This window comes from Modestobacter marinus, assembly GCF_019799945.1.
Lineage (GTDB): Bacteria > Actinomycetota > Actinomycetes > Mycobacteriales > Geodermatophilaceae > Modestobacter > Modestobacter marinus_B.
Genome location: NZ_JABGCH010000002.1, coordinates 106,449 through 125,375, shown reverse-complemented (window position 1 = coordinate 125,375; position 18,927 = coordinate 106,449). Strand labels below are relative to the sequence as shown.

Genomic DNA, 18,927 nt, shown 5'->3' with positions numbered 1-18,927 from the left:
CGTGGTGCCCGGCTTCGTCAGCGTCGCGACGTGCGCTCCCGCTGACCATCGGGAGGCACCCCAACCGGCATCGCGGTCCTGGGGGATGACCCTGACCCCGGCCTGTCCGGCGGTGCTGTCGCCCGATGCCCGTCGGCCGTGGGCGCGCCGGGCGGAGTGCGCTCAGAGGAGCGCGATGCCCACTCCGAGGGCGGACAGCACGGTCAGCCGCACCGTCCACCGTCCCGCGGTGAGCCAGCCGCCGGGCAGCGGCGGGCGGACGGCCACCCCCGGCCAGGGTGGTCCGACGACCGGCTCGAGCCAGCGCAGCGTGACGGCCACGTGCCGGCGCTCCTCGGCCACCTTCTCCCGGTGGGCGGCGAGGGCGGCGAACAGGTGCAGGGGAAACGCCAGAACGGCGAGGACGGCGCTGACCGGGTCGTCCCCCGCGGAGGAGCCGGAAATGTCGGTGGTGCCGCTGTCGTCGGAGTCCGCGTGCCCGACGAAGCGGAATACGCGCGTGCCGTGCCACAGGTGCAGCCCCCGGCCGTTGCGGGACGGCGCGGGGCTGTGGAACTGCGCCACCGGCGCCGAGACGACGAGGCGCTCACCCCCGAGCGGCCCGACCCGGACGATGGACAGCATCCCGCCGGACATCTCCAGCCGCACGCCCCGGCGGCCGATGCCGAGCGGGGTGAACCGGCGGGCCCAGCGCAGCGGGGGCGCCACGGCACCAGGACCGTGGCGAGGAGGAGTCGGCTGCTGCCGCCCGGCCCGGCGCGACCGCTGGATGGTGTCCCGTCTCGGCACGACCGGAGAAGCTACGGCAGCGCTGCAGGTCCGAGGGCAGGTGACTCGCACGCGCCGCCGAGCGCCCTTGACCTCAAGTGCACTCGAGGGGCGACCCTTGGCCCGGTGGACGTCCGGCGCCTGGGGTGGTCGGCTCGCGAGCGTCCGGCCGGGCCTCGGGGGTCCCGCGCCGGGAAAGTCGCTGGCGTGCGATGACTCCATGGCCGACATTCAGTCAGACCCTCAAGAGATGCTCGTGCACACCCGAGGTGAGGAAGCCGATGACCACACACATCCCACTTGCGATCGACGCGAGCGGGCTCGGCAAGTCCTTCGGGGAGACGCGTGCCGTCGCCGGGGTGGACCTCGCCGTACCGGAGGGCGCCATCTACGGGGTGCTCGGCCCCAACGGCGCGGGCAAGACCACCACCATCCGGATGCTGGCCACGTTGATCCCCCCGGACGCGGGCAGCGCCCGGGTCATGGGGCACGACATCGTGTCCGAGGCCGACACGGTCCGGGAGCTGGTCAGCCTGACCGGCCAGCTCGCCTCGGTCGACGAGGAGCTCACCGGCCGGGAGAACCTCGTGCTGCTCGGCCGCCTGCTCGGCTACTCGCGTGCCGGCGCCCGGGACCGCGCGGACGAGCTGCTCGACGCCTTCGACATCGCCGACGCCGCCGGCCGGCTGGTCAAGCACTACTCCGGCGGCATGCGCCGCCGGCTCGACATCGCGGCGAGCATCGTCGTCACCCCGCGGCTGATGTTCCTCGACGAGCCGACGACCGGGCTGGACCCGCGCTCCCGCAACCAGGTCTGGGAGATCGCCCGGGCGCTGGTCGCCGAGGGGACGACGATCCTGCTCTGCACGCAGTACCTCGAGGAGGCCGACCAGCTCGCGGACGGCATCGCCGTGATCGACCGGGGCCGGGTCATCGCCGAGGGCACCCCCCGGGACCTCAAGGCCTCGATCGGCACGGGCGCTCTGCACGTCCGGCTGCTCGACCCGGGTCGGCGCGCCGAGGCCGCCCAGATGCTGGAACGCACGGTGGGTCCGGTGGTGCTCGAGCAGGACCCGGCGGCGCTGTCGGCCACCGGGGCGGACGCCGACCGGGCGGCGTTCGCCGTCGCCGAGCTGTCCCGCGCGGGCGTCCCGCTGGCGCACTTCTCGCTGCAGCAGCCCAGCCTCGACGAGGTCTTCCTCGCGCTCACCGGCCATGCCGCCCAGGCGACGTCCGCGCCGTCCGACACCCTCCAGGAGAACCTGTCATGACCGCGACGACCCGGGCACCCGACTCCGCTGACACCGCGGCGGTGCGGCGGGCCATCTCCTCCACCCCCCGGCCTCCCCGGCCCGGGCCGCTCTCGGCCGCCCTGACCTTCGGCTGGCGGGGCATGCTGAAGGTCAAGCACGTGCCCGAGCAGCTGCTCGACGTCACGGTCACCCCGGTGATGTTCCTGCTGATGTTCACGTACCTGTTCGGCGGTGCGATCGCCGGGTCCACCAGCGCCTACCTGGACTACACGCTCCCGGGACTGCTGGTCATGTCGGTGCTGTTCACGACCGTCTACTCCGGGGTCTCGCTGAACACCGACCTGACGAAGGGGGTCGTCGACCGCTTCCGCTCGCTGCCGATCTGGCGGCCGGCGCCGCTGCTGGGCTCGCTGCTCGGCGACAGCGTCCGGTACGTGATCGCCGGCACCGTGATCATCGTCGTCGGCGTCGCGCTGGGATTCCGGCCCGACGGCGGCTTCGTCGGGGCGGTCGCCGCGCTCGCCCTGGTGGTCGCCTTCTCGTTCGGGTTGTCGTGGGTCTTCTCGGTCCTCGGCATGCTGATGCGGTCCCCGAACGCGGTGATGAACGCCGGGTTCATGGCGATCTTCCCGCTGACGTTCCTGTCCAACGTCTTCGTGGACCCCGCCACGCTGCCGGGCCCGCTCGAGGCGTTCGTCGACGTCAACCCCATCTCGATCCTGGCCACCGCGTCGCGGTCGCTCATGGCCGGTGCGCCCGACGGCATGGCGATCGGCGTCTCCCTCGCCGTGGCCACGGCGCTGGCCGCGGTGTTCCTGCCGCTGACCACGAGGCTGTACCGCAGCCGCTGAGCCGGGACGGTCCTCTCAGGTCGCAGCGGCCGTCACTTCTCGACGTCCATGCGGCGCACCAGGTCGCCGTCGAAGGCGTAGCCGTGGCGGACGTCGGCGACGTCGAGGATGGTGCCGGTCGGGTCACGGACCACCAGGTGGACCGCGACCTCGACCGTGCCGTCGCTGCGCTCGGTGATGCTCGTGGGCCGGACGGTGGGGCGGATCGCTGCCCACTGGCGGTCCCAGTAGCGGTGGACGGCGTCGTGTCCGACGACCCGGCCGCCGTGCCATCCGTTGGGCCAGTCGACGTCCGGCGACATCGCCGCCACGACCGTGTCGATGTCGCGTGCGTTGAACGCGTCGTAGAGCGAGCGCAGGCGGGCCGCGCGGTCCGCGGTCATGGCAGCCTGTCCTCCCGGGACGACGTCGTGGCCGAACGGCGCCGTCCTGGACGGGACCGCCCGGGCGGCGCCTTCTCGGTGACCCCTACTGGGCGGCGGCGGGGTAGGGCTCGGGGAGCGGTGTCGTCCCGGGGCCCTCGGCGTCGACCGGTTCGGGCGTCGGCCGCGGTGCCGGGGCCATCCGCACCTCGCCGCTGAGCAGCCGACCGGCGTCGGGCACGCGCGGCTCCAGGCCGAGCTCGGAGAGGATGGTGAACACCGTCGCGGTCGCGGCGGAGAGGACGGGCAGGCCGGCGGCGTCCTCCACGGGCTGGATGGCCGACAGCGACGGCATCTGCACACACGCCGACAGCACCAGTACGTCCGCCGAGCCCACGTCGACCCGGCGCCAGTGCTCGTGCAGGTCGGCTGGGTCCAGCCGGGCGACCGCGAGGTTGTCCGAGACCTCCAGGCTCAACGCGTCGCAGACCTCGACCCCGGCGTCCTCGATGTAGTCGGCGACCAGCCTCGTCAGCGGCTTCATGTACGGGGTGACCATCGCGATGCGTTTCGCCCCCATCGCGTCCAGCGCGCGGAGCAGGGCACCGGCGCTGGAGATGACGGGGATGTCGAGTCCCTCACCTCGGAGCACGCCGGTGATCTGCCCCTCGGCGTGGCAGTGGTGGCCCGGTCCCTGGGCCATGATCGCGACGAGGCAGGCGGAGGCGACCACGTCGGGGCGGGCATCGGCCAGCTCCAGCGAGGCGCGCTCGGTCTGCGCGTTCATCCGCGCCAGCTCCTCGGGGGTGACGTGCTTCATCCGCATGCGGCTCGAGTGGAAGGTGAACCGCTCGTCAGGCAGGACCTGCTCGCGGTCGCGGAGCATCCGCGGCAGCTCGGTCTCCATGGTCAGGTTCGAGCTCGGCACGATCATGCCGATGCGGTGGTCGCGCACAGGGTCCTCCGAGATGTCGGCGACCTGAGGTCGGGTGCCGGAACGGGCTGGTGGTGCCGGTCAACCCGTGGTCTACCCACCGGCCACCGGGACAAGCCGCTGGGTCCAGGTCCTCCGTCGGCCGGCGGACCGGGGTCGGGGCGGCTCCGCCCGGTGGGGAATGTGGTGGACCGCATCCGCGTCGCGGTGGTCTGCTGATCAGGCACCGTCCGCCCGGCCCCGTCGCCGGAGGACATGCAGAAGGGTTCCGGACCGCGCCGTCGCCTCAGGAGTCGCCATGCCCGACACCGCGCTCGCGCACTCCGCCGGTCCGCGCCGTGGGTGGCGGCACCTGAACCTCGCCTGCCTCACAGCGCTGACGGCGTACTCGGCGGCGGTGGGCTGGCAGGCGCAGGTCGTCTCCTACCCGCTCTACCGGGCCGTCGGGGACGAGGAGTTCGCTGCGTACCACCAGCAGTACAACGAGGCGATACCGCTCGTGGTGATCGTGCCGGGCTTCGCGTCGTTCCTGGCCGGCATGGCCTTCTTCTGGACGCGGCCGGCCGAGGTGCCCCGCTCCGCGGCAGTGGTCGTCAGCGCGGCCGGGGGGACCTCGCTCGCGGCGACGGTGCTCCGGGCGATCCCGATGCACAACCGCCTGGACGACGTCGGTCGGTCCCCGGCCACCATCGACAGCCTGCTCCGGGCGAACCTGCTGCGCACCGTCGCGCTGACCGGGAGCACCCTCACCCTGATCTGGTCGGTGTGGCGGAGCTGGGGTGGACCCGGTGCCGCCCGTCCGTGACATGGCGCACGGTGCCCCGGTGACAGCGACCCGCTCGGCCAGGACCTCAGGGTCCTCGGCACACGGCTGAGTCCGAGGGGCGACCGGTGCCCCCGCACCCGGCTCGACCGCCCGGGTCCGGCACGAGACCGTCGACCCGGCGTCGTGTGCTGCGCCGCTGGCCCACTGCCGTCTGACTCGGGGCCGCGGTGCTCGCGCTGGCCACCGGCGTCGACCAGGAGACCGCCGCCACCGCGGTGAGCGTGGCTGCGCTCTGGTGTCTGGGTGCCGCGGCGCTCGGACGCCGCTGGGTCGGGTTGACGGCCGAGGCGCTGGCGGTGCTCGGCTTGGGAGCGTGCGCGGTGGTGGCGGTGCCGGGATCCGGTCGGGTCGGTCTGGTGGTGGCCGGCTCGGCACTCGCCGCCCACTCGGTCTGGGACGTGGTCCACCACCGGCGCGACGTGGTGGTGCCGCGCTCGCTGGTCGAGGCCGGTATCGCGCTGGACCTGCCGGTGGGTGGGGTGTCGTCGTGCATGCGTTCCACTGGGGCCGCCGCGGGCTGCCACCCGGGTCTGTCGGGGGTGCGAGCAGCGGGGGAGTGCTCCGGAGCGCCACCGCCACCGTCACGGGTTCGCCGACAGGGCCGACGGGTGCAGGGCCAATAGGGTCACCGAGATACTCATGAACGGGAACAGCGGCAGGACGCGTTCGGCCTCGGCCACCATCTCCGCGTCGGGCGCGAAGCCGACCATGTGGGCCACCCGCATCCGGTCGCTCCAGCCGCCCAGCAGCTGCGTGACCGACAGGCCCAGGGTGCGGCCGACGGCATCCCAGATCGCCATGTCGACGGCTGCCTTGGCGGCCGGGTTGCCCACGGTCCGCTCCATCCGGGCGCGGGCGACCTCGCGTTCCAGCAGCGTGAGCCCCACCAGCTGCGGGGCGAACAGCGTGACCACGGCCGCCACGATCGACTGCTGCGTCTCCCCGTACGTGTACGGCCGCGGTGGCGCCTCCGCCACGCCCACCACACCGTCGTCGGTCCGCACCCGGACCAGCACGTGGTCGGCGACGTGGACCTCGCCGCTGGCGAACCGCAGGGGCTTCCGGTAGGGGATCGCGAACGGTATGGCCTCGACCTGCTCGATCTGCACCCGGCTCCTCCCGAGGGACGGGACCTCCAGCCGGCGAGGGGGCGGGCGCGATGGCTCCGTCGGCCTGGATCGCCCCGGTACGGCGCGAGCTGTGACCGGGCCAACATAGGCCTGCTGCGCACGCGCGGACAGGGCGTCCGTCCGGACGCTCCGCGACCCCGATCGGCGCCTGATCCGTACCGCTCAGCGCGCCCGGGACTCCTCACCGGGACGGCGCCGCGGATGCCTCCACCGGCGCTGCGGCCTGCGTCGATCACACTGTGTCGAAGATCACTTTCCTGATATTTTCTCGATCCGAGCAGGCTGGCGATTCCAAGGGGTCCCTCATGCGACAGCACCAGGTGGACGACGCCAGTGCGCGCCCTCCCTCCGCAGCCCGCTACCTCGGCCGATCTCGACTGGGGATCGGAGTGGCCGCTGCCACGCTCGCGCTCGCCGCGTGCGGTGGGGGCGGCGGCGGTGGCGGCGGGGAGGAGGCAGCCGAGGGATATCCGGACGGCGACATCACCGTCGTCGTGCCGTTCTCGGCCGGCGGGCCCACGGACACGGTGACCCGGCTCGTCGCGGAGCCGATGGCCGAGGAGCTCGGCGGGAACATCGTCGTCCAGAACGTCGAGGGCGCCGGTGGCACCGTCGCGGCCGGTGAGGTCGCCGCGGCCAACCCGGACGGCTACACGGTGCTGATGCACCACATCGGCATGTCGACCGCGCCGTCGCTGTACCCGGACCTCGCGTACGACCCGTTGGCGGACTTCAAGACGGTCGGTTTGGTCACCGAGGTCCCCATGACGATCGTCGCGCGGAAGGACCTCGAGCCCCAGACCATGGAGGAGCTGGTCGTCTACCTCCAGCAGAACGCGGACACCGTCACGCTCGCCAACGCAGGCATCGGCGCCGCCTCGCACCTGTGCGGGCTGCTCCTGCAGGAGGCCATCGGCCAGACGCTGACAGAGGTGCCCTACGAGGGCACCGGGCCCGCCCTGACCGACCTCGTCGCCGGCCAGGTCGACGTGATGTGCGACCAGACCACCAACACCACCGGGCAGATCCAGGGCGGTGAGGTCAAGGCCTACGCCGTCACCACGCCGGAGCGGGTGGCGAGTCTCCCCGATCTGCCGACCACCGCGGAGGCAGGCCTGCCGGAGCTCCAGGTCGGTGTGTGGCACGGGCTCTACGTCCCGGCGGAGACCCCGGACGAGATCGTCCAGAGGCTCTCCGACGCCCTCAAGGTCGCGCTCGCCGACCAGGCCGTGATCGACCAGCTGGCCGATCTCGGTAGCGCACCTGTCGCTGAGGAGGAAGCGACGCCGGAAGCGCACACCGAACGGCTCAGCGAGCAGATCGAGCTCTGGCGGCCGATCATCGAACAGGCAGGTGTCTCGGCGGACTGATCACGGACGACGGTGGGCGGTGCCGGCCGCACCACCGTCTCCTCTCTTCTCGATCCGTGAGGACCTGACTGTGGACAGGCGTGGTGCACGCAAGGACCTGCTCGCGGGTGCGACCTTCGTCGCCTTCGGGCTGGCCTTCGCCATCACGGCGAGCACCTACGAGGTCGGTAGCGCGCTGCGCATGGGTCCCGGCTACTTCCCTCTCGTGCTGGGGGCCCTGCTGGTCCTCCTCGGGATCCTCATCGCCGTCACGGGGTTCGTCGCCGGCGAGGGGGGTGAGATCGGCCCGGTTCCGTGGCAGGCGGCGGGACTGCTGGTCGTCGCTCTGATCTTCTTCGGCTTCACGGTGCGGGGGCTGGGTCTGGTCCCGTCGCTGCTGGTGACGGTCTTCCTGTCGGCGATGGCCGGCCGCCACGCGCGCGTGGTCCCCGCCGTCGTGACGTCCGCGGCCCTCACGGCCCTCAGCGTCCTGATCTTCGTGATCGCCCTGCAGTTGCGGCTGCCGTACTTCGGCCCGTGGTTCGGGTAGCGCGCCGATGGGAGTGCTGGAGAGTCTCGGGCTGGGCCTCGAGACGGCACTGACGCCGGCGAACCTGCTGTTCTGCCTGATCGGCGTCGCCCTGGGCACCGCCGTGGGCGTCCTGCCCGGCATCGGGCCGACCGCCACGATCGCCATGCTGCTGCCGATCACCTTCGGGCTCGAGCCGGTCACCTCGCTGATCATGCTGGCCGGCATCTACTACGGGGCTCAGTACGGCGGGTCGACCACCGCCATCCTCATCAACCTGCCCGGCGAGTCCTCGGCGGCCGTGACGGCGATCGACGGTCACGAGATGACGAAACGGGGTCGTGCCGGCCCGGCCCTCGCCACCGCCGCGCTGGGCTCGTTCTTCGCGGGCACGGTGGGGACGATCGCCCTGGCCCTGTTCGCCGCGCCGATCTCGCGGGCGGCGCTCGAGTTCGGCCCGGCGGAGTACTTCTCGCTGGTGGTCCTGGGGCTGATCGCCTCCATCGCGCTGGCGAGCGGCTCGACCCTGAAGGCGCTGGCGATGATCGTCCTCGGGCTGCTGCTCGGGACCGTGGGCCAGGACATCTACTCCGGCACGCCGCGGTTCACCTTCGGTCAGCGCGAGCTCTACGGCGGCCTGAACTTCGTGTCCCTGGCCGTCGGCATGTTCGGCGTCGCCGAGATCCTCCGCAATCTGGAGGGGGAGACGAGGCGGACCGTGGTGGTCGAGAAGGTCAGGAACCTGTGGCTCACCAAGGAGGACGTCCGGAGGATCACCGCGCCCGTGCTGCGCGGCACGGGCCTGGGCACGGTGCTGGGTGTGCTGCCGGGCGCGGGGCACGTGCTCGCGTCGTTCGTGTCCTACTCGGTGGAGAAGCGCGTCTCGAAGCACCCGCAGGAATTCGGCAGGGGCGCGATCGAGGGTGTGGCCGGACCGGAATCAGCGAACAACGCCGCCGCGCAGACCTCCTTCGTCCCGCTGCTCACGCTGGGACTGCCGGCCAACTCGATCATGGCGCTGCTCATCGGCGCCTTCATCATCCAGGGAATCACCCCGGGCCCGAACGTCATCACCGATGAACCGGCGCTCGTCTGGGGCCTCATCGTGTCGATGTGGATCGGCAACCTCTTCCTGGTCCTGCTCAACCTCCCGCTCATCGGCCTGTGGGTGAGGATGCTGACCATTCCCTACGGGGTGCTCTTCCCCGCGATCATCGCGTTCGCCTCGATCGGCTGCTACTCGCTGGGACTGAACGCCTACCACGTCTACGCGGTCGCGTTCTTCGGCATCCTGGGCTATTTCCTGATCAAACTGGGCTGCGAGCCGGCGCCCTTGCTCCTGGGGTTCGTCCTCGGCCCGCTGCTGGAGGAGTACCTCCGCCGTGCCCTGATCATCTCCCGCGGCGACCCGACCGTCTTCCTCACCCGGCCGATCTCCCTGGTCCTCCTCGTCCTGGCGGCCGCCGCGTTCGCCCTGGCCGTGCTGCCGGCCGTCCGTCGCAAGCGCGAAGTCGTGTTCGAGGACGAGTAGAAGGACCCCCTGCCCTCACCACTCGCAGGCTCGCGGCGGGACCCGACAGGGGACCGGGGGCTACGCGAGCACAGCCCTTCGTAGCGGATGAGGTTGCGGGCCTCGTGGAACGACGGCAGGTTCTCGCCGGTCGCCGGCAGGCCCCCGTACCGCTCGGCCAGCAGGCGCAGCGCCCCGGAGTCCAACGGTTCGCCGGCCGCCTGCCACTGGCAGGGCAAGAGTTGCTGGGGCCAGGGCGATCGATGTGCGTGCTCGGCGGCTTCCCCTCCACGGGCCGTGGACCGAAGACTCGGCTGAGCGACATCGAAGGCGAGAGGTGGCTGGTCGCCGTGACGGAAGATGTCTTCCCCCTGATGGACGAGTGGGGTCCGGAGAAGGTCGTGTGCGTGTCGGACCGTCGGTCCGGCATGCGTGGCGTCCTCGTGCTGGACAACACGGCCCGGGGGATGGGCAAGGGCGGCACCCGGATGAGCCCGACGCTCACCGTGCGCGAGGTCACCCGGCTCGCCCGCACCATCCGCAACGAGGTCCCGGCCGAGTACGTCTTCGGACTGGACATGGGCCTGACCGAGCGCGACGCAGCCGTCTTCCTGTACGAGCTCGGGGACCGCGGCGCGGCTGTCGGCCTGCCTCGGGAACTGGGGGGCCTGCCCTACGACGAGCTCGGGGTCACCGGCTTCGGGGTCGCGGAGGCCGCCGACGCCGCGGCGATCGGATCAGGATGGCAGCTCGCCGGCTCACGGGTGGCGATCCAGGGGTTCGGTGCGGTCGGCGAAGCGGCCGCGCGGCGGTTCGTCGAGCTGGGGGCGACCGTGGTCGCCATCTCCACCGCCGTCGGGGCCGTGCACGATCCCGACGGGCTGGACGTGAGCCGGCTGTCCGGTCTGCGGGCCGAGGCGGGTGATGGCTGCGTGCGCGAGTACGGCAACGTGCAGCCGGCGGACCGCGCGCTCAGCGCGCCCGCCGACGTGCTGGTGCCCGCGGCCCGGGAGGACGTCATCGACGAGGGAGTCGCCCTGGCCACCACCGCCCGGCTGGTGGTGGAGGGCGCCAACCTGCCGAGCACGGGTCGTGCCCGGGAGATCCTGGCCGAGCGCGGCATCCCGGTCGTGCCCGACTTCATCGCGAACGCCGGTGGGATCGTCGCCGCGGCACACTCCATGGACATGCGCTACTCGCCGTTCCGCGTGGACCGCGATGACGTCTTCTCGATGGTCTCGACGAAGCTGCGGGCCAACGCGACCGCCGTACTGGGCGAGGCCAAGCGCACCGGGCAGACCCCGCACACCGCCGCCCAGCGCCTCGCCCAGGAACGCGTGCTCGCCGCGATGCGGCTGCGCGGGCAAGCGCCGATCGACGTCGTCCCGGAGCTGATGTCATGACCACCGTGGTCGCCGCCGAGCTGCGGGCCCGCTTCGCCCGTCGGCTGTCCGAGCTCTACGGGCAGGAGGTTCCGGCGTACAACACCCTGGCCGAGGTGTCGCACGAGGTGAACCGCCGCGTCCTGGACCGGGACGGCGAGGCGGCCGAACGCCTCGGCTCCATCAACCGGGTGACCGCCGAGCGGCACGGCGCCATCCGTGTCGGGACGCCCGACGAGCTCAGTCAGGTGGCCCGCATCTTCGCCGCCCTCGGCATGCACCCCACGGGTTTCTACGACCTCCGGGACGCCCGTCCGCAGCCCATCCCAGTGGTCTCGACGGCGTTCCGGCCGATCGACACCGAGGAACTGGCCCGCAACCCCTTCCGGGTCTTCACCTCGATGCTCGTCCCGCAGGACCGGCGGTTCTTCGACGAGGAGCTCGAGGACCGGCTCAGCCGATTCCTGGCGGCGCGCCGGCTCTTCCCGGACGAGCTGCTCGCCCTCGCGGACCGGGCCGAGGAGGAGGGGGAGCTCAGCGAGGCGGAGGCGGCGCGCTTCCTGGACCTCGCCGCTGCCTCGTTCGCGCTGTCCTCCGACCCGGTCGACCGCACGTGGTACACCGAGTTGGAGCGGATCTCCGGCGTGGCCGCGGACATCGGCGGTGTGACGACCACGCACATCAACCACCTGACGCCCCGAGTCCTGGACATCGACGACCTCTACGCCAGCATGCAGGCCCGCGGGGTCCAGATGATCGACGAGATCCAGGGGCCACCCCGGTGGCACGGGCCAGACGTGCTGCTGCGTCAGACCTCCTTCCGGGCCCTCGCCGAACCCCGGACGTTCCGTGAGCCCAGCGGTGACATCCGGCACGGGGAGCTGCGGGTGCGATTCGGCGAGGTCGAGGCACGCGGCATCGCCCTGACCCCGCGCGGGCGGCAGCTCTACGACCAGCTCGTCGGCGAGGTCGACCGGGTTCTCGCCGAGGGATCCGCCCGTACGCGACAGGAGGTCGCCGCAGACGTCTGGGCCGCCGGACTCCCTGACTCGGAGGCCGAACTGGCCCGCCAGGACCTGGCCTTCTTCACCTTCCGCCCGGTGGAGCGAGTGCCCGACGGCACCGCGCCGCCGCGCGACCTGCCCGGCCTGCTCGCAGAGGGCTGGCTGGTGGCCGAGCCGATCGTCTACGAGGACTTCCTGCCGCGGTCGGCGGCCGGCATCTTCGCCTCCAACCTCAGTGGCCGGGGGGAGATGGATGCTGCTCAGGGCGGGGCGCACCGGGACGCCGACTGGTTGTCCGAGGCCATCGGCCGTCCGATCCGCGTCCCCGAGCAGGTCTACGCCGAGCAGCGGGCGGAGTCGCTCGCCCGGGCCGCGACCGTGCTGGGCACCGCCGGCGAGATCGTCATCGGTCAGCCGCCGGGTGGGGCGTCGGTGTCCGGCAGCGGGTCACCCTGATGCCTGACCGGCTGGGGTGGGGGACGGACTCCTCCGATCGTCAGCCGGGGCGGCCGGCAGCCAGAGAGTGCCGGATGGCGTCGATGACGGCGAGGACTCCGGGCTGCGGCGCCGGCTCCCGGCGGTGCGCCAGCACCAGGGTCCGTTCGAGGCGCTCGGTCAGGGGCACCGTGGCCAGGTCCTCCCGCCGCAGCGCCAGCATCAGGTCGGTGACCGGCGCGATGCCGAGGCCGGCCGCGACCAGGGACAGGGTCGAGGCAGTGTCGGTGACGGTGTGGTCCACCCGTGGTTCGAATTCGGCCCTGCGGCACGCCATGCGGATGGCGCGGCCGTAGGAGGTGTGCTCCGGAGGCAGGATCCACGATCGATCGACGAGATCGGAGAGTGAGCACGGGCCCTGCGGTGCCGCGGACCCGGCGGGGGTGGCGATCGAGAAGCGCTCTGTGGCGAGCACGAGCAGCGCGACGTCCGACGCCCGTGGGATGGGCGCCTGGGGGTAGTCCACCCCGAAGGCGAGGTCGACCCGCCCGGCGGCGACGGCGGACGTGGCGTCGTCCACATCGACCTCCACCGACTGCAGGTGGATCCCGGGGTACCTCTCGCGCGCGCGTGCCAGCGCCGGCGGCAGCAGCATCGCCGTCGCGGTACCGAAGACCCCGACGAGGACACGCCCCTGCGGGCGCCCGGGCAGAGCTGCGAGGGCCTGCTCGGTCTGCCGCGCCAGCGCGAGCAGGCCCACCGCGTGATCGGCGAGGAGCTGCCCGGCGTCGGTGAGCTGCACGCGGCGCCCGACCTGCATGAACAGCTCAGCCTTCACGGAGCGCTGGAGGGCAGCCATCTGCTGGGAGACCGCTCCGGTGGTGTACCCCAGGGCCACCGCCGCCGCGGTCATGCTGCCCGTCGCCCGGACCCCGACGAGGGTCCTGAGCTTCACCAGGTCGAGGTTGACGTCCATGCAGCAAACCTAAACGGAACGAGCTACACAACATCGATGGTGCTGAACGGCCGTTGGGTCGCACGATGGCAGCACGCCCCAGCGTTCGTGCTCCCTGAGGACCGTGATGACCGCCGCCCGACGCCAACTCCCGTCCTCCGCCTCCGTCGTCGTCATCGGTGGCGGTGTGATGGGACTGAGCACGGCCTTCCACCTGGCCCGCCGGGGCGTGCGCGACGTCGTCCTGGTGGACAAGGGCGCGTTCGGGTCGGGCTCGACGTCGAAGGCGGCCGGCGGCGTCCGGGCGCAGTTCTCCGACCCGGTGAACATCGCGCTCGGGGCGCGCAGCCTGGAGACGTTCCGCGACTTCACGTCCCTGTTCGGCCAGGAGATCGACCTCCACCAGGTCGGGTACCTGTTCCTCCTGGGCACCCCGGAGTCCGTGGCGGCCTTCCAGACCAACGTCGCCCTGCAGAACGACCTGGGGGTCCCGAGCCGCATGATCGGCGTCGATGAGGCCCGTCACCTGTCGCCGCTCATCGACACCCGAGGGCTGCTCGCCGCGGCGTACTCGCCGAGCGACGGCCACTGCACCCCCGAGTCGGTCGTTCTGGGGTATGCCTCGGCCGCCCGCCGGGCAGGTGCGGTGCTGCTGCCGCACTGCGCCGCCACGGGCATCGACGTCGTCGACGGGCGGATCGCGGGCGTGCGGACCGAGGCCGGGATGATCCGTGCAGACACCGTGGTGTGTGCGGCCGGTGCCTGGTCGGCCGAAGTCGGCTCGTGGGTCGGCGTCGACCTGCCCGTCAGTCCGCTGCGGCGTCAGGTCCTCGTCACCGAGCCGGTCCCCGGCCTCGATCCCCGCACGCCCTTCACGATCGACTTCGACACCAGCTTCTACTTCCACGGAGAGGGCCGCGGCCTGCTGCTCGGCATGTCGGACCCGGACGAGACCCCCGGCTTCACACTGACCCGGTCCGACCGCTGGCTGCCGCGTCTGGCGGCGGCGATCGAACACCGTGCGCCCGCGCTGGCCGACGTCGGCATCGCGAGCGGGTGGGCGGGGCTGTACGAGATGACGCCGGACCACAACGCCCTGATCGGCCGGGCCGAGACGGTGGAGAACTTCCTCTACGCCACCGGCTTCTCCGGGCACGGCTTCCTGATGGGGCCGGCCGTGGGGGAGGTCATGCGCGACCTCTACCTCGGCGAGGAGCCCTTCGTCGACATCACCGGCCTGAGCGCCGCACGATTCGCGGGCCGGGACATCCGCCCCGAACTCAACATCGTCTGAGCACGACACCGGACCCAGAGGAGCCGCACGTGACCGCCCTGCCCACCGCCGATGACCTCAGCCGTCAGGCCCGGGACGCCGCCTCCCGATGCGGCGTGGACCTCGACGCGCTCGCCGGGAGCCGGCCGGTGACGTCGCCGGTGAACGGCCGGCCGCTGTTCGCCGTCCGGTGGCAGGACGCGGCCGACGTGGCCGGTGCGGTCGCCCGTGCCGGGGAGGCGTTCCAGACCTGGCGGACGGTCCCGGCGCCGGTCCGCGGAGGGCTGGTCCGCCGCTTCGGGGAGCTGCTGCGGGAGCACAAGGCGGATCTCGGCACCCTGGTCAGCCTGGAGGTCGGCAAGATCACCTCGGAGGCCCTCGGCGAGGTCCAGGAGATGATCGACATCTGCGAGTTCGCCGTCGGCCTGTCCCGCCAGCTCTACGGGAAGACGATCAGCTCCGAGCGTCCCGGCCACCGGCTCATGGAGACCTGGCACCCCCTCGGTGTCGTCGGCGTGATCAGCGCCTTCAACTTCCCGGTGGCGGTCTGGTCGTGGAACACCGCTCTCGCGCTCGTCTGCGGCGACCCCGTGGTGTGGAAGCCGTCGGAACAGGCTCCGTTGTCCGCGCTGGCCGCCGCCGCCCTGCTCGACCGGGCCATCGCGGAGGAGGGTGCACCCGACGGACTCAGTCAGGTGGTCATCGGTGGTGCCGACGTCGGGGAGGCGCTGGTGGACCACGCGGGCGTCGCCCTGGTGAGCGCCACCGGGTCGACCCGCATGGGCCGGGCGGTCGGACCGCGCGTGGCCGACCGCTTCGGCCGCTCCCTGCTGGAGCTCGGCGGCAACAACGCCGCGATCGTGACGCCCTCGGCCGACCTGGACCTCACCACCCGCGGCATCGTCTTCTCCGCGGCCGGCACGGCCGGCCAGCGCTGCACCACCATGCGCCGGGTCATCGCCCACGTGGACGTGATCGACGAGCTCACCGACCGGGTCGCCGCCGCGTACCGGCGGCTGCCCATCGGCTCGCCGATCGAGGCGGGGACCCTGGTCGGTCCGCTCATCCACGACGCCGCCTTCAAGGCGATGCAGGACGCCCTGCAGGAGGCGCGGCAGCACGGCGGCGAGGTCGTCGTGGGCGGGGGGCGCCGGCTGGAGGAGGAGGCGCCGGACGCCTACTACGTCGAACCGGCCGTCGTCCGCATGCCCGAGCAGAGCGCGATCGTGCGGCAGGAGACCTTCGCGCCGATCCTCTACGTCCTGCCGTACCGCACCCTCGACGAGGCCATCGCGATGAACAACGACGTCCCCCAGGGCCTGTCGTCGAGCATCTTCACCTCGGACCAGGCCGAGGCCGAGCGGTTCCTCGCCGCCGACGGCTCCGACTGCGGCATCGCCAACGTCAACATCGGGACCTCCGGAGCCGAGATCGGCGGCGCGTTCGGCGGGGAGAAGGAGACCGGAGGCGGACGGGAGTCGGGCTCCGACGCGTGGCGCAGCTACATGCGCCGGGCCACGAACACCATCAACTACTCCGGCGAGCTGCCCCTTGCCCAGGGCGTGGAGTTCACGGTCTGACGGCGGCATGCGGACCGGCTCGGGCCGGAAGGCCCCCGAGCCGGTCCGGCCGGGATGTCTGCCGGTGCGGCTCAGGAGAGGCACGATGAGGCTCGACCCCCTGCACCTGCACACGCTGACCACCGTGCTGCAGACGGGGTCGTTCGCGGCGGCCGCACGAAGGCTCGGGTACACGCCCTCTGCCGTGTCCCAGCAGGTTGCGGCGCTGGAGCGGGCGGCCCGCCTGCCACTGTTCGAGCGGCAGGCCCGCGGCATTCGTCCCACTCCCGCGGCGGCGTTCCTCTCCGCTCGCGGGCAGGAGGTGCTCGCAACGCTCGGAGCCCTGCAGGACGACCTCCGCGGTCTCACGGACGGGGCGATCGGCACGGTGCGGCTCGGCAGCTTCCCGACGGCCAGCGAGCACCTCCTCCCCTCAGCGCTGGCCACGCTGGCCGTCAGCCACCCGTCGGTGGAGATCCTGCTCGACGAGGGCGAACCCGACGAGCTGACCCCGCGGGTCCACGACGGCGACCTCGACGTCGCCCTGGTGTACCGCTACACCCGGGTGCCCGTCCGGCGTCCGCGAGCGCTGGCGGTGACCCCCCTGCTCCGCGAGGACCTGATCCTGGTCCTCCCCACCGGACACCCGCTGGCCGAGGCGGCAGACATCTCTCCCGCGCAGCTCGAGGACGCGGTGTGGGTCACCACCCGACAGGGCTCCGTGGGAGCCACGTGCCTCCAGCGGATCTGCGCCGAGGCAGGCTTCGAGCCGCGGGTGAGCTTTCGGAGCAACGACTACGACGTCATCCGCGGCTTCGTCCGCAGCGGCCTGGGCGTGGCGCTCGTGCCGGCCATGGGCCACGTTCCAGATCCCGGAGTGGTCGCTCGTCGGCTCGCCGGAGTGACCGTGCACCGACACGTCGAGGTGCTCGCCCGACCTGCCGCCCGCCATCCGGCCATCGAAGCCGTGATCGCCGCGCTGACCGCCGCCGCCGGCGCTCTGCACGACTCCGACCGGCGGCTGCTACGCGAGGCCCCAGAGCCAGTCACGACCGCCGGCCACGTCCGGGCTGATCGAGATCCGACGCGGGTAGCAGGTGAACGCGGACCTGGACCGAGCCGGGCCTGATCACCCGGGGTCGATCACCCCGGTGACGCGGACGGCCCGGGTGGCCGCGGTGGGGAGTGGCGTGTCCTCCGGGCGACGATGGGCGCGTGCTCGTGTCCGCCGACATGGCGGAGTCCGTTCCGCTGAGGAGGCCGTCGAGCCGCACCTGCTCGCTGGGGCCTGGCGCCACCTCTGCCGCGCACCAGCGTCCGTGTGGGCGGTGCCGCCGGGCGTGCGTCAGGGGCTCGAGGTCGGTTGCCGCCGGTGGAGCGGGCTGTCCGGGTTCAGCAGCGAGTGCTTCCGGCCGTAGGCGAAGTAGATGACGAGCCCGATGAGCAGCCAGATGGCGAACCGCAGCCAGGTCTCCCAGTGCAGCTGGAGGATCAGGAACAGCGATGACAGGACCCCGAACGCGGGAACCACGGGCATGAAGGGCAGGCGGAAGCTGCGGGGCGTGTCGGGCCGGGTGTAACGGAACAGGATGACGGCGACGCACACGACGATGAACGCGGACAGGATGCCGATGTTGGTCAGATCCGCCACCGCGCGGATGGGGAAGACGCCCGCGAGCAGCGCGGAACCGATGCCGGCGATCCAGGTCACGCGCTGCGGGGTGCCGTGGCGGTCGACCTTGGCGAACCACGTCGGGAGCAGCCCATCGCGGCTCATGGAGAACCACACCCTGGTGACGCCGAGGAGGAAGGTCAGCATCACGGTCAGGATCGACAGCACGGCGAAGACCGAGATGATCGAGGCGATCACCGGCAGACCCACGCTGCTGAAGGCCGAGGCGAAGCCGGCCGTCGGGTCGATCTCCTGGTAGTTCTGCATCCCGGTGAGCACCAGCGTGGCGGCCACGTAGAGGGTCATCGCGATGATCAGCGACAGGATGATCGCCTTCGGCATGTGCTTCTTGCCGTCCTCGGCCTCCTCCGCGGCGGTGCTCATGGCGTCGTAGCCGAAGACCGCGAAGAACACGGTGGCCGCGCCGGTGAGCACCGGGCCGAAGCCGGCCGGCATGAAGGGGTTGAAGTTCTGGGTGTTGATGTAGAAGACGCCCAGCCCGATGATGAAGAGGATCAGCACGATCTTGATCGCCACCGCCACGAGCTCAAACCGGCCGAACGCCTTCGTGCCGCGGCTGAGGATGAAGGTGACCAGCAGGCAGATCAGGATGGCCGGGACGTTGACGACACCGCCCTCCTCGGCGGAGGCGGTGATCGACACCGGCAGAGCGAGACCGAAACCCTCGAGGAACGCCGCGAGGTAGCCGGAGATGCCGATCGCCACGACGGCGACGATGGCGATGTACTCCAGGAGCAGGTCCCAGCCGATGAACCACCCGATGATCTCGCCGAGAGCCACGTACCCGTAGGTGTAGGCAGAGCCGGCCCGCGGGATCATGCCGGCGAACTCGGCGTAGGACACCGCCGCGGCCGCGGAGGCCAGGCCGGCGATGAGGAAGGCGAACAGCACGGCCGGCCCGACGCCGGGATTGTCCGCGTCGCCGTGCGCCACCAGCCCCGCAAGGGAGAAGATCCCGACGCCGATGATGCCGCCGACACCGATCGCGGTCAGCTGCCAGAGCCCGAGGGTCTTGGCGAGCGCGCCGGTCCCGCTCTCCTTCTCGATCTCGTCCATCTGGTCGACCGGCATGCGCCGGAACACCGACTGCCTTGTCGGAGTACCCATGAGTGTT

Annotated in this window: 18 protein-coding genes; 12 read left to right on the top strand and 6 right to left on the bottom strand. The window is 72.0% G+C overall.

Going from position 1 to position 18,927, the window contains the following annotated elements:
* Positions 1-162: 162 nt before the first annotated feature.
* Positions 163-708: a hypothetical protein gene (locus tag HK417_RS02480; RefSeq protein WP_222262960.1), complete on the bottom strand. Its 546-nt coding sequence runs from the start codon at positions 706-708 to the stop codon at positions 163-165.
* 341 nt (positions 709-1,049) lie between these two features.
* Here HK417_RS02480 and HK417_RS02475 point away from each other — a divergent pair, with 341 nt between their 5' ends.
* Together HK417_RS02475 and HK417_RS02470 are read left to right on the top strand one after the other, a co-directional pair.
* A complete protein-coding gene (locus HK417_RS02475) occupies positions 1,050-2,039 on the top strand; it encodes an ATP-binding cassette domain-containing protein (RefSeq protein ID WP_222262958.1) in 990 nt (329 codons plus the stop codon).
* Positions 2,036-2,872, top strand: a complete 837-nt coding sequence (locus HK417_RS02470) for an ABC transporter permease (RefSeq protein ID WP_222262956.1) — start codon at positions 2,036-2,038, stop codon at positions 2,870-2,872. The genes HK417_RS02475 and HK417_RS02470 overlap by 4 nt, the downstream gene beginning before the upstream one ends.
* 32 nt (positions 2,873-2,904) lie before the next feature.
* On the opposite strand, the gene HK417_RS02465 is transcribed toward HK417_RS02470, so the two are convergent.
* Positions 2,905-3,255, bottom strand: a complete 351-nt coding sequence (locus HK417_RS02465) for a nuclear transport factor 2 family protein (RefSeq protein ID WP_222262954.1) — start codon at positions 3,253-3,255, stop codon at positions 2,905-2,907.
* 85 nt (positions 3,256-3,340) lie between these two features.
* Positions 3,341-4,168: a maleate cis-trans isomerase family protein gene (locus HK417_RS02460; protein ID WP_306433738.1), complete on the bottom strand. Its 828-nt coding sequence runs from the start codon at positions 4,166-4,168 to the stop codon at positions 3,341-3,343.
* A gap of 298 nt (positions 4,169-4,466) precedes the next feature.
* Here HK417_RS02460 and HK417_RS02455 point away from each other — a divergent pair, with 298 nt between their 5' ends.
* Together HK417_RS02455 and HK417_RS02450 are read left to right on the top strand one after the other, a co-directional pair.
* Positions 4,467-4,973 (top strand): hypothetical protein, encoded by a 507-nt coding sequence (locus HK417_RS02455; RefSeq protein WP_222262952.1) that lies wholly within the window; start codon positions 4,467-4,469, stop codon positions 4,971-4,973.
* Positions 4,974-5,161: 188 nt separating this feature from the next.
* Positions 5,162-5,617, top strand: coding sequence for a hypothetical protein (locus HK417_RS02450; RefSeq protein WP_222262950.1), 456 nt, complete (start codon positions 5,162-5,164; stop codon positions 5,615-5,617).
* Here the strand turns inward: HK417_RS02450 and HK417_RS02445 are convergent.
* Positions 5,576-6,103, bottom strand: a complete 528-nt coding sequence (locus tag HK417_RS02445) for a hypothetical protein (RefSeq protein ID WP_308123331.1) — start codon at positions 6,101-6,103, stop codon at positions 5,576-5,578. The two genes, HK417_RS02450 and HK417_RS02445, sit on opposite strands and share 42 nt — an antisense overlap.
* A gap of 326 nt (positions 6,104-6,429) precedes the next feature.
* On the opposite strand from HK417_RS02445, the gene HK417_RS02440 reads away from it, so the two are divergent.
* The 5 genes from HK417_RS02440 to hglS all read left to right on the top strand — a co-directional run bounded on the left by HK417_RS02440 (position 6,430) and on the right by hglS (position 12,354).
* On the top strand, positions 6,430-7,494 hold the full coding sequence (locus tag HK417_RS02440; RefSeq protein WP_222262948.1) for a tripartite tricarboxylate transporter substrate-binding protein: 1,065 nt from the start codon (positions 6,430-6,432) through the stop codon (positions 7,492-7,494).
* A 70-nt stretch (positions 7,495-7,564) separates the two neighbouring features.
* Complete coding sequence (locus HK417_RS02435; RefSeq protein WP_222262946.1) at positions 7,565-8,023, top strand: tripartite tricarboxylate transporter TctB family protein; 459 nt, start codon at positions 7,565-7,567, stop codon at positions 8,021-8,023.
* 7 nt (positions 8,024-8,030) lie between these two features.
* Entirely contained in the window at positions 8,031-9,533 is a 1,503-nt protein-coding gene (locus HK417_RS02430) for a tripartite tricarboxylate transporter permease (protein ID WP_222262944.1), read from the top strand.
* A gap of 329 nt (positions 9,534-9,862) precedes the next feature.
* Positions 9,863-10,915 carry a hypothetical protein gene (locus HK417_RS02425; protein WP_222262942.1) on the top strand — a complete coding sequence of 351 codons (1,053 nt, stop codon included), beginning with the start codon at positions 9,863-9,865 and terminating at the stop codon, positions 10,913-10,915.
* Entirely contained in the window at positions 10,912-12,354 is a 1,443-nt protein-coding gene (hglS, locus tag HK417_RS02420; RefSeq protein ID WP_222262940.1) for a 2-oxoadipate dioxygenase/decarboxylase, read from the top strand. Before HK417_RS02425 ends, hglS begins: the two co-directional genes overlap by 4 nt.
* Before the next feature lie 40 nt (positions 12,355-12,394).
* On the opposite strand, the gene HK417_RS02415 is transcribed toward hglS, so the two are convergent.
* Positions 12,395-13,309 (bottom strand): LysR substrate-binding domain-containing protein, encoded by a 915-nt coding sequence (locus tag HK417_RS02415; protein ID WP_222262939.1) that lies wholly within the window; start codon positions 13,307-13,309, stop codon positions 12,395-12,397.
* 106 nt (positions 13,310-13,415) lie between these two features.
* On the opposite strand from HK417_RS02415, the gene HK417_RS02410 reads away from it, so the two are divergent.
* The 3 genes from HK417_RS02410 to HK417_RS02400 all read left to right on the top strand — a co-directional run bounded on the left by HK417_RS02410 (position 13,416) and on the right by HK417_RS02400 (position 17,249).
* Entirely contained in the window at positions 13,416-14,582 is a 1,167-nt protein-coding gene (locus tag HK417_RS02410) for an NAD(P)/FAD-dependent oxidoreductase (protein ID WP_222262936.1), read from the top strand.
* Between the two features lie 29 nt (positions 14,583-14,611).
* Positions 14,612-16,141: an L-piperidine-6-carboxylate dehydrogenase gene (amaB, locus tag HK417_RS02405; RefSeq protein WP_222262934.1), complete on the top strand. Its 1,530-nt coding sequence runs from the start codon at positions 14,612-14,614 to the stop codon at positions 16,139-16,141.
* An 85-nt stretch (positions 16,142-16,226) separates the two neighbouring features.
* Positions 16,227-17,249 carry a LysR family transcriptional regulator gene (locus tag HK417_RS02400; RefSeq protein WP_222262932.1) on the top strand — a complete coding sequence of 341 codons (1,023 nt, stop codon included), beginning with the start codon at positions 16,227-16,229 and terminating at the stop codon, positions 17,247-17,249.
* A 216-nt stretch (positions 17,250-17,465) separates the two neighbouring features.
* On the opposite strand, the gene HK417_RS02395 is transcribed toward HK417_RS02400, so the two are convergent.
* Positions 17,466-18,920: an amino acid permease gene (locus HK417_RS02395; RefSeq protein ID WP_222262930.1), complete on the bottom strand. Its 1,455-nt coding sequence runs from the start codon at positions 18,918-18,920 to the stop codon at positions 17,466-17,468.
* Positions 18,921-18,927 lie beyond the last annotated feature (7 nt).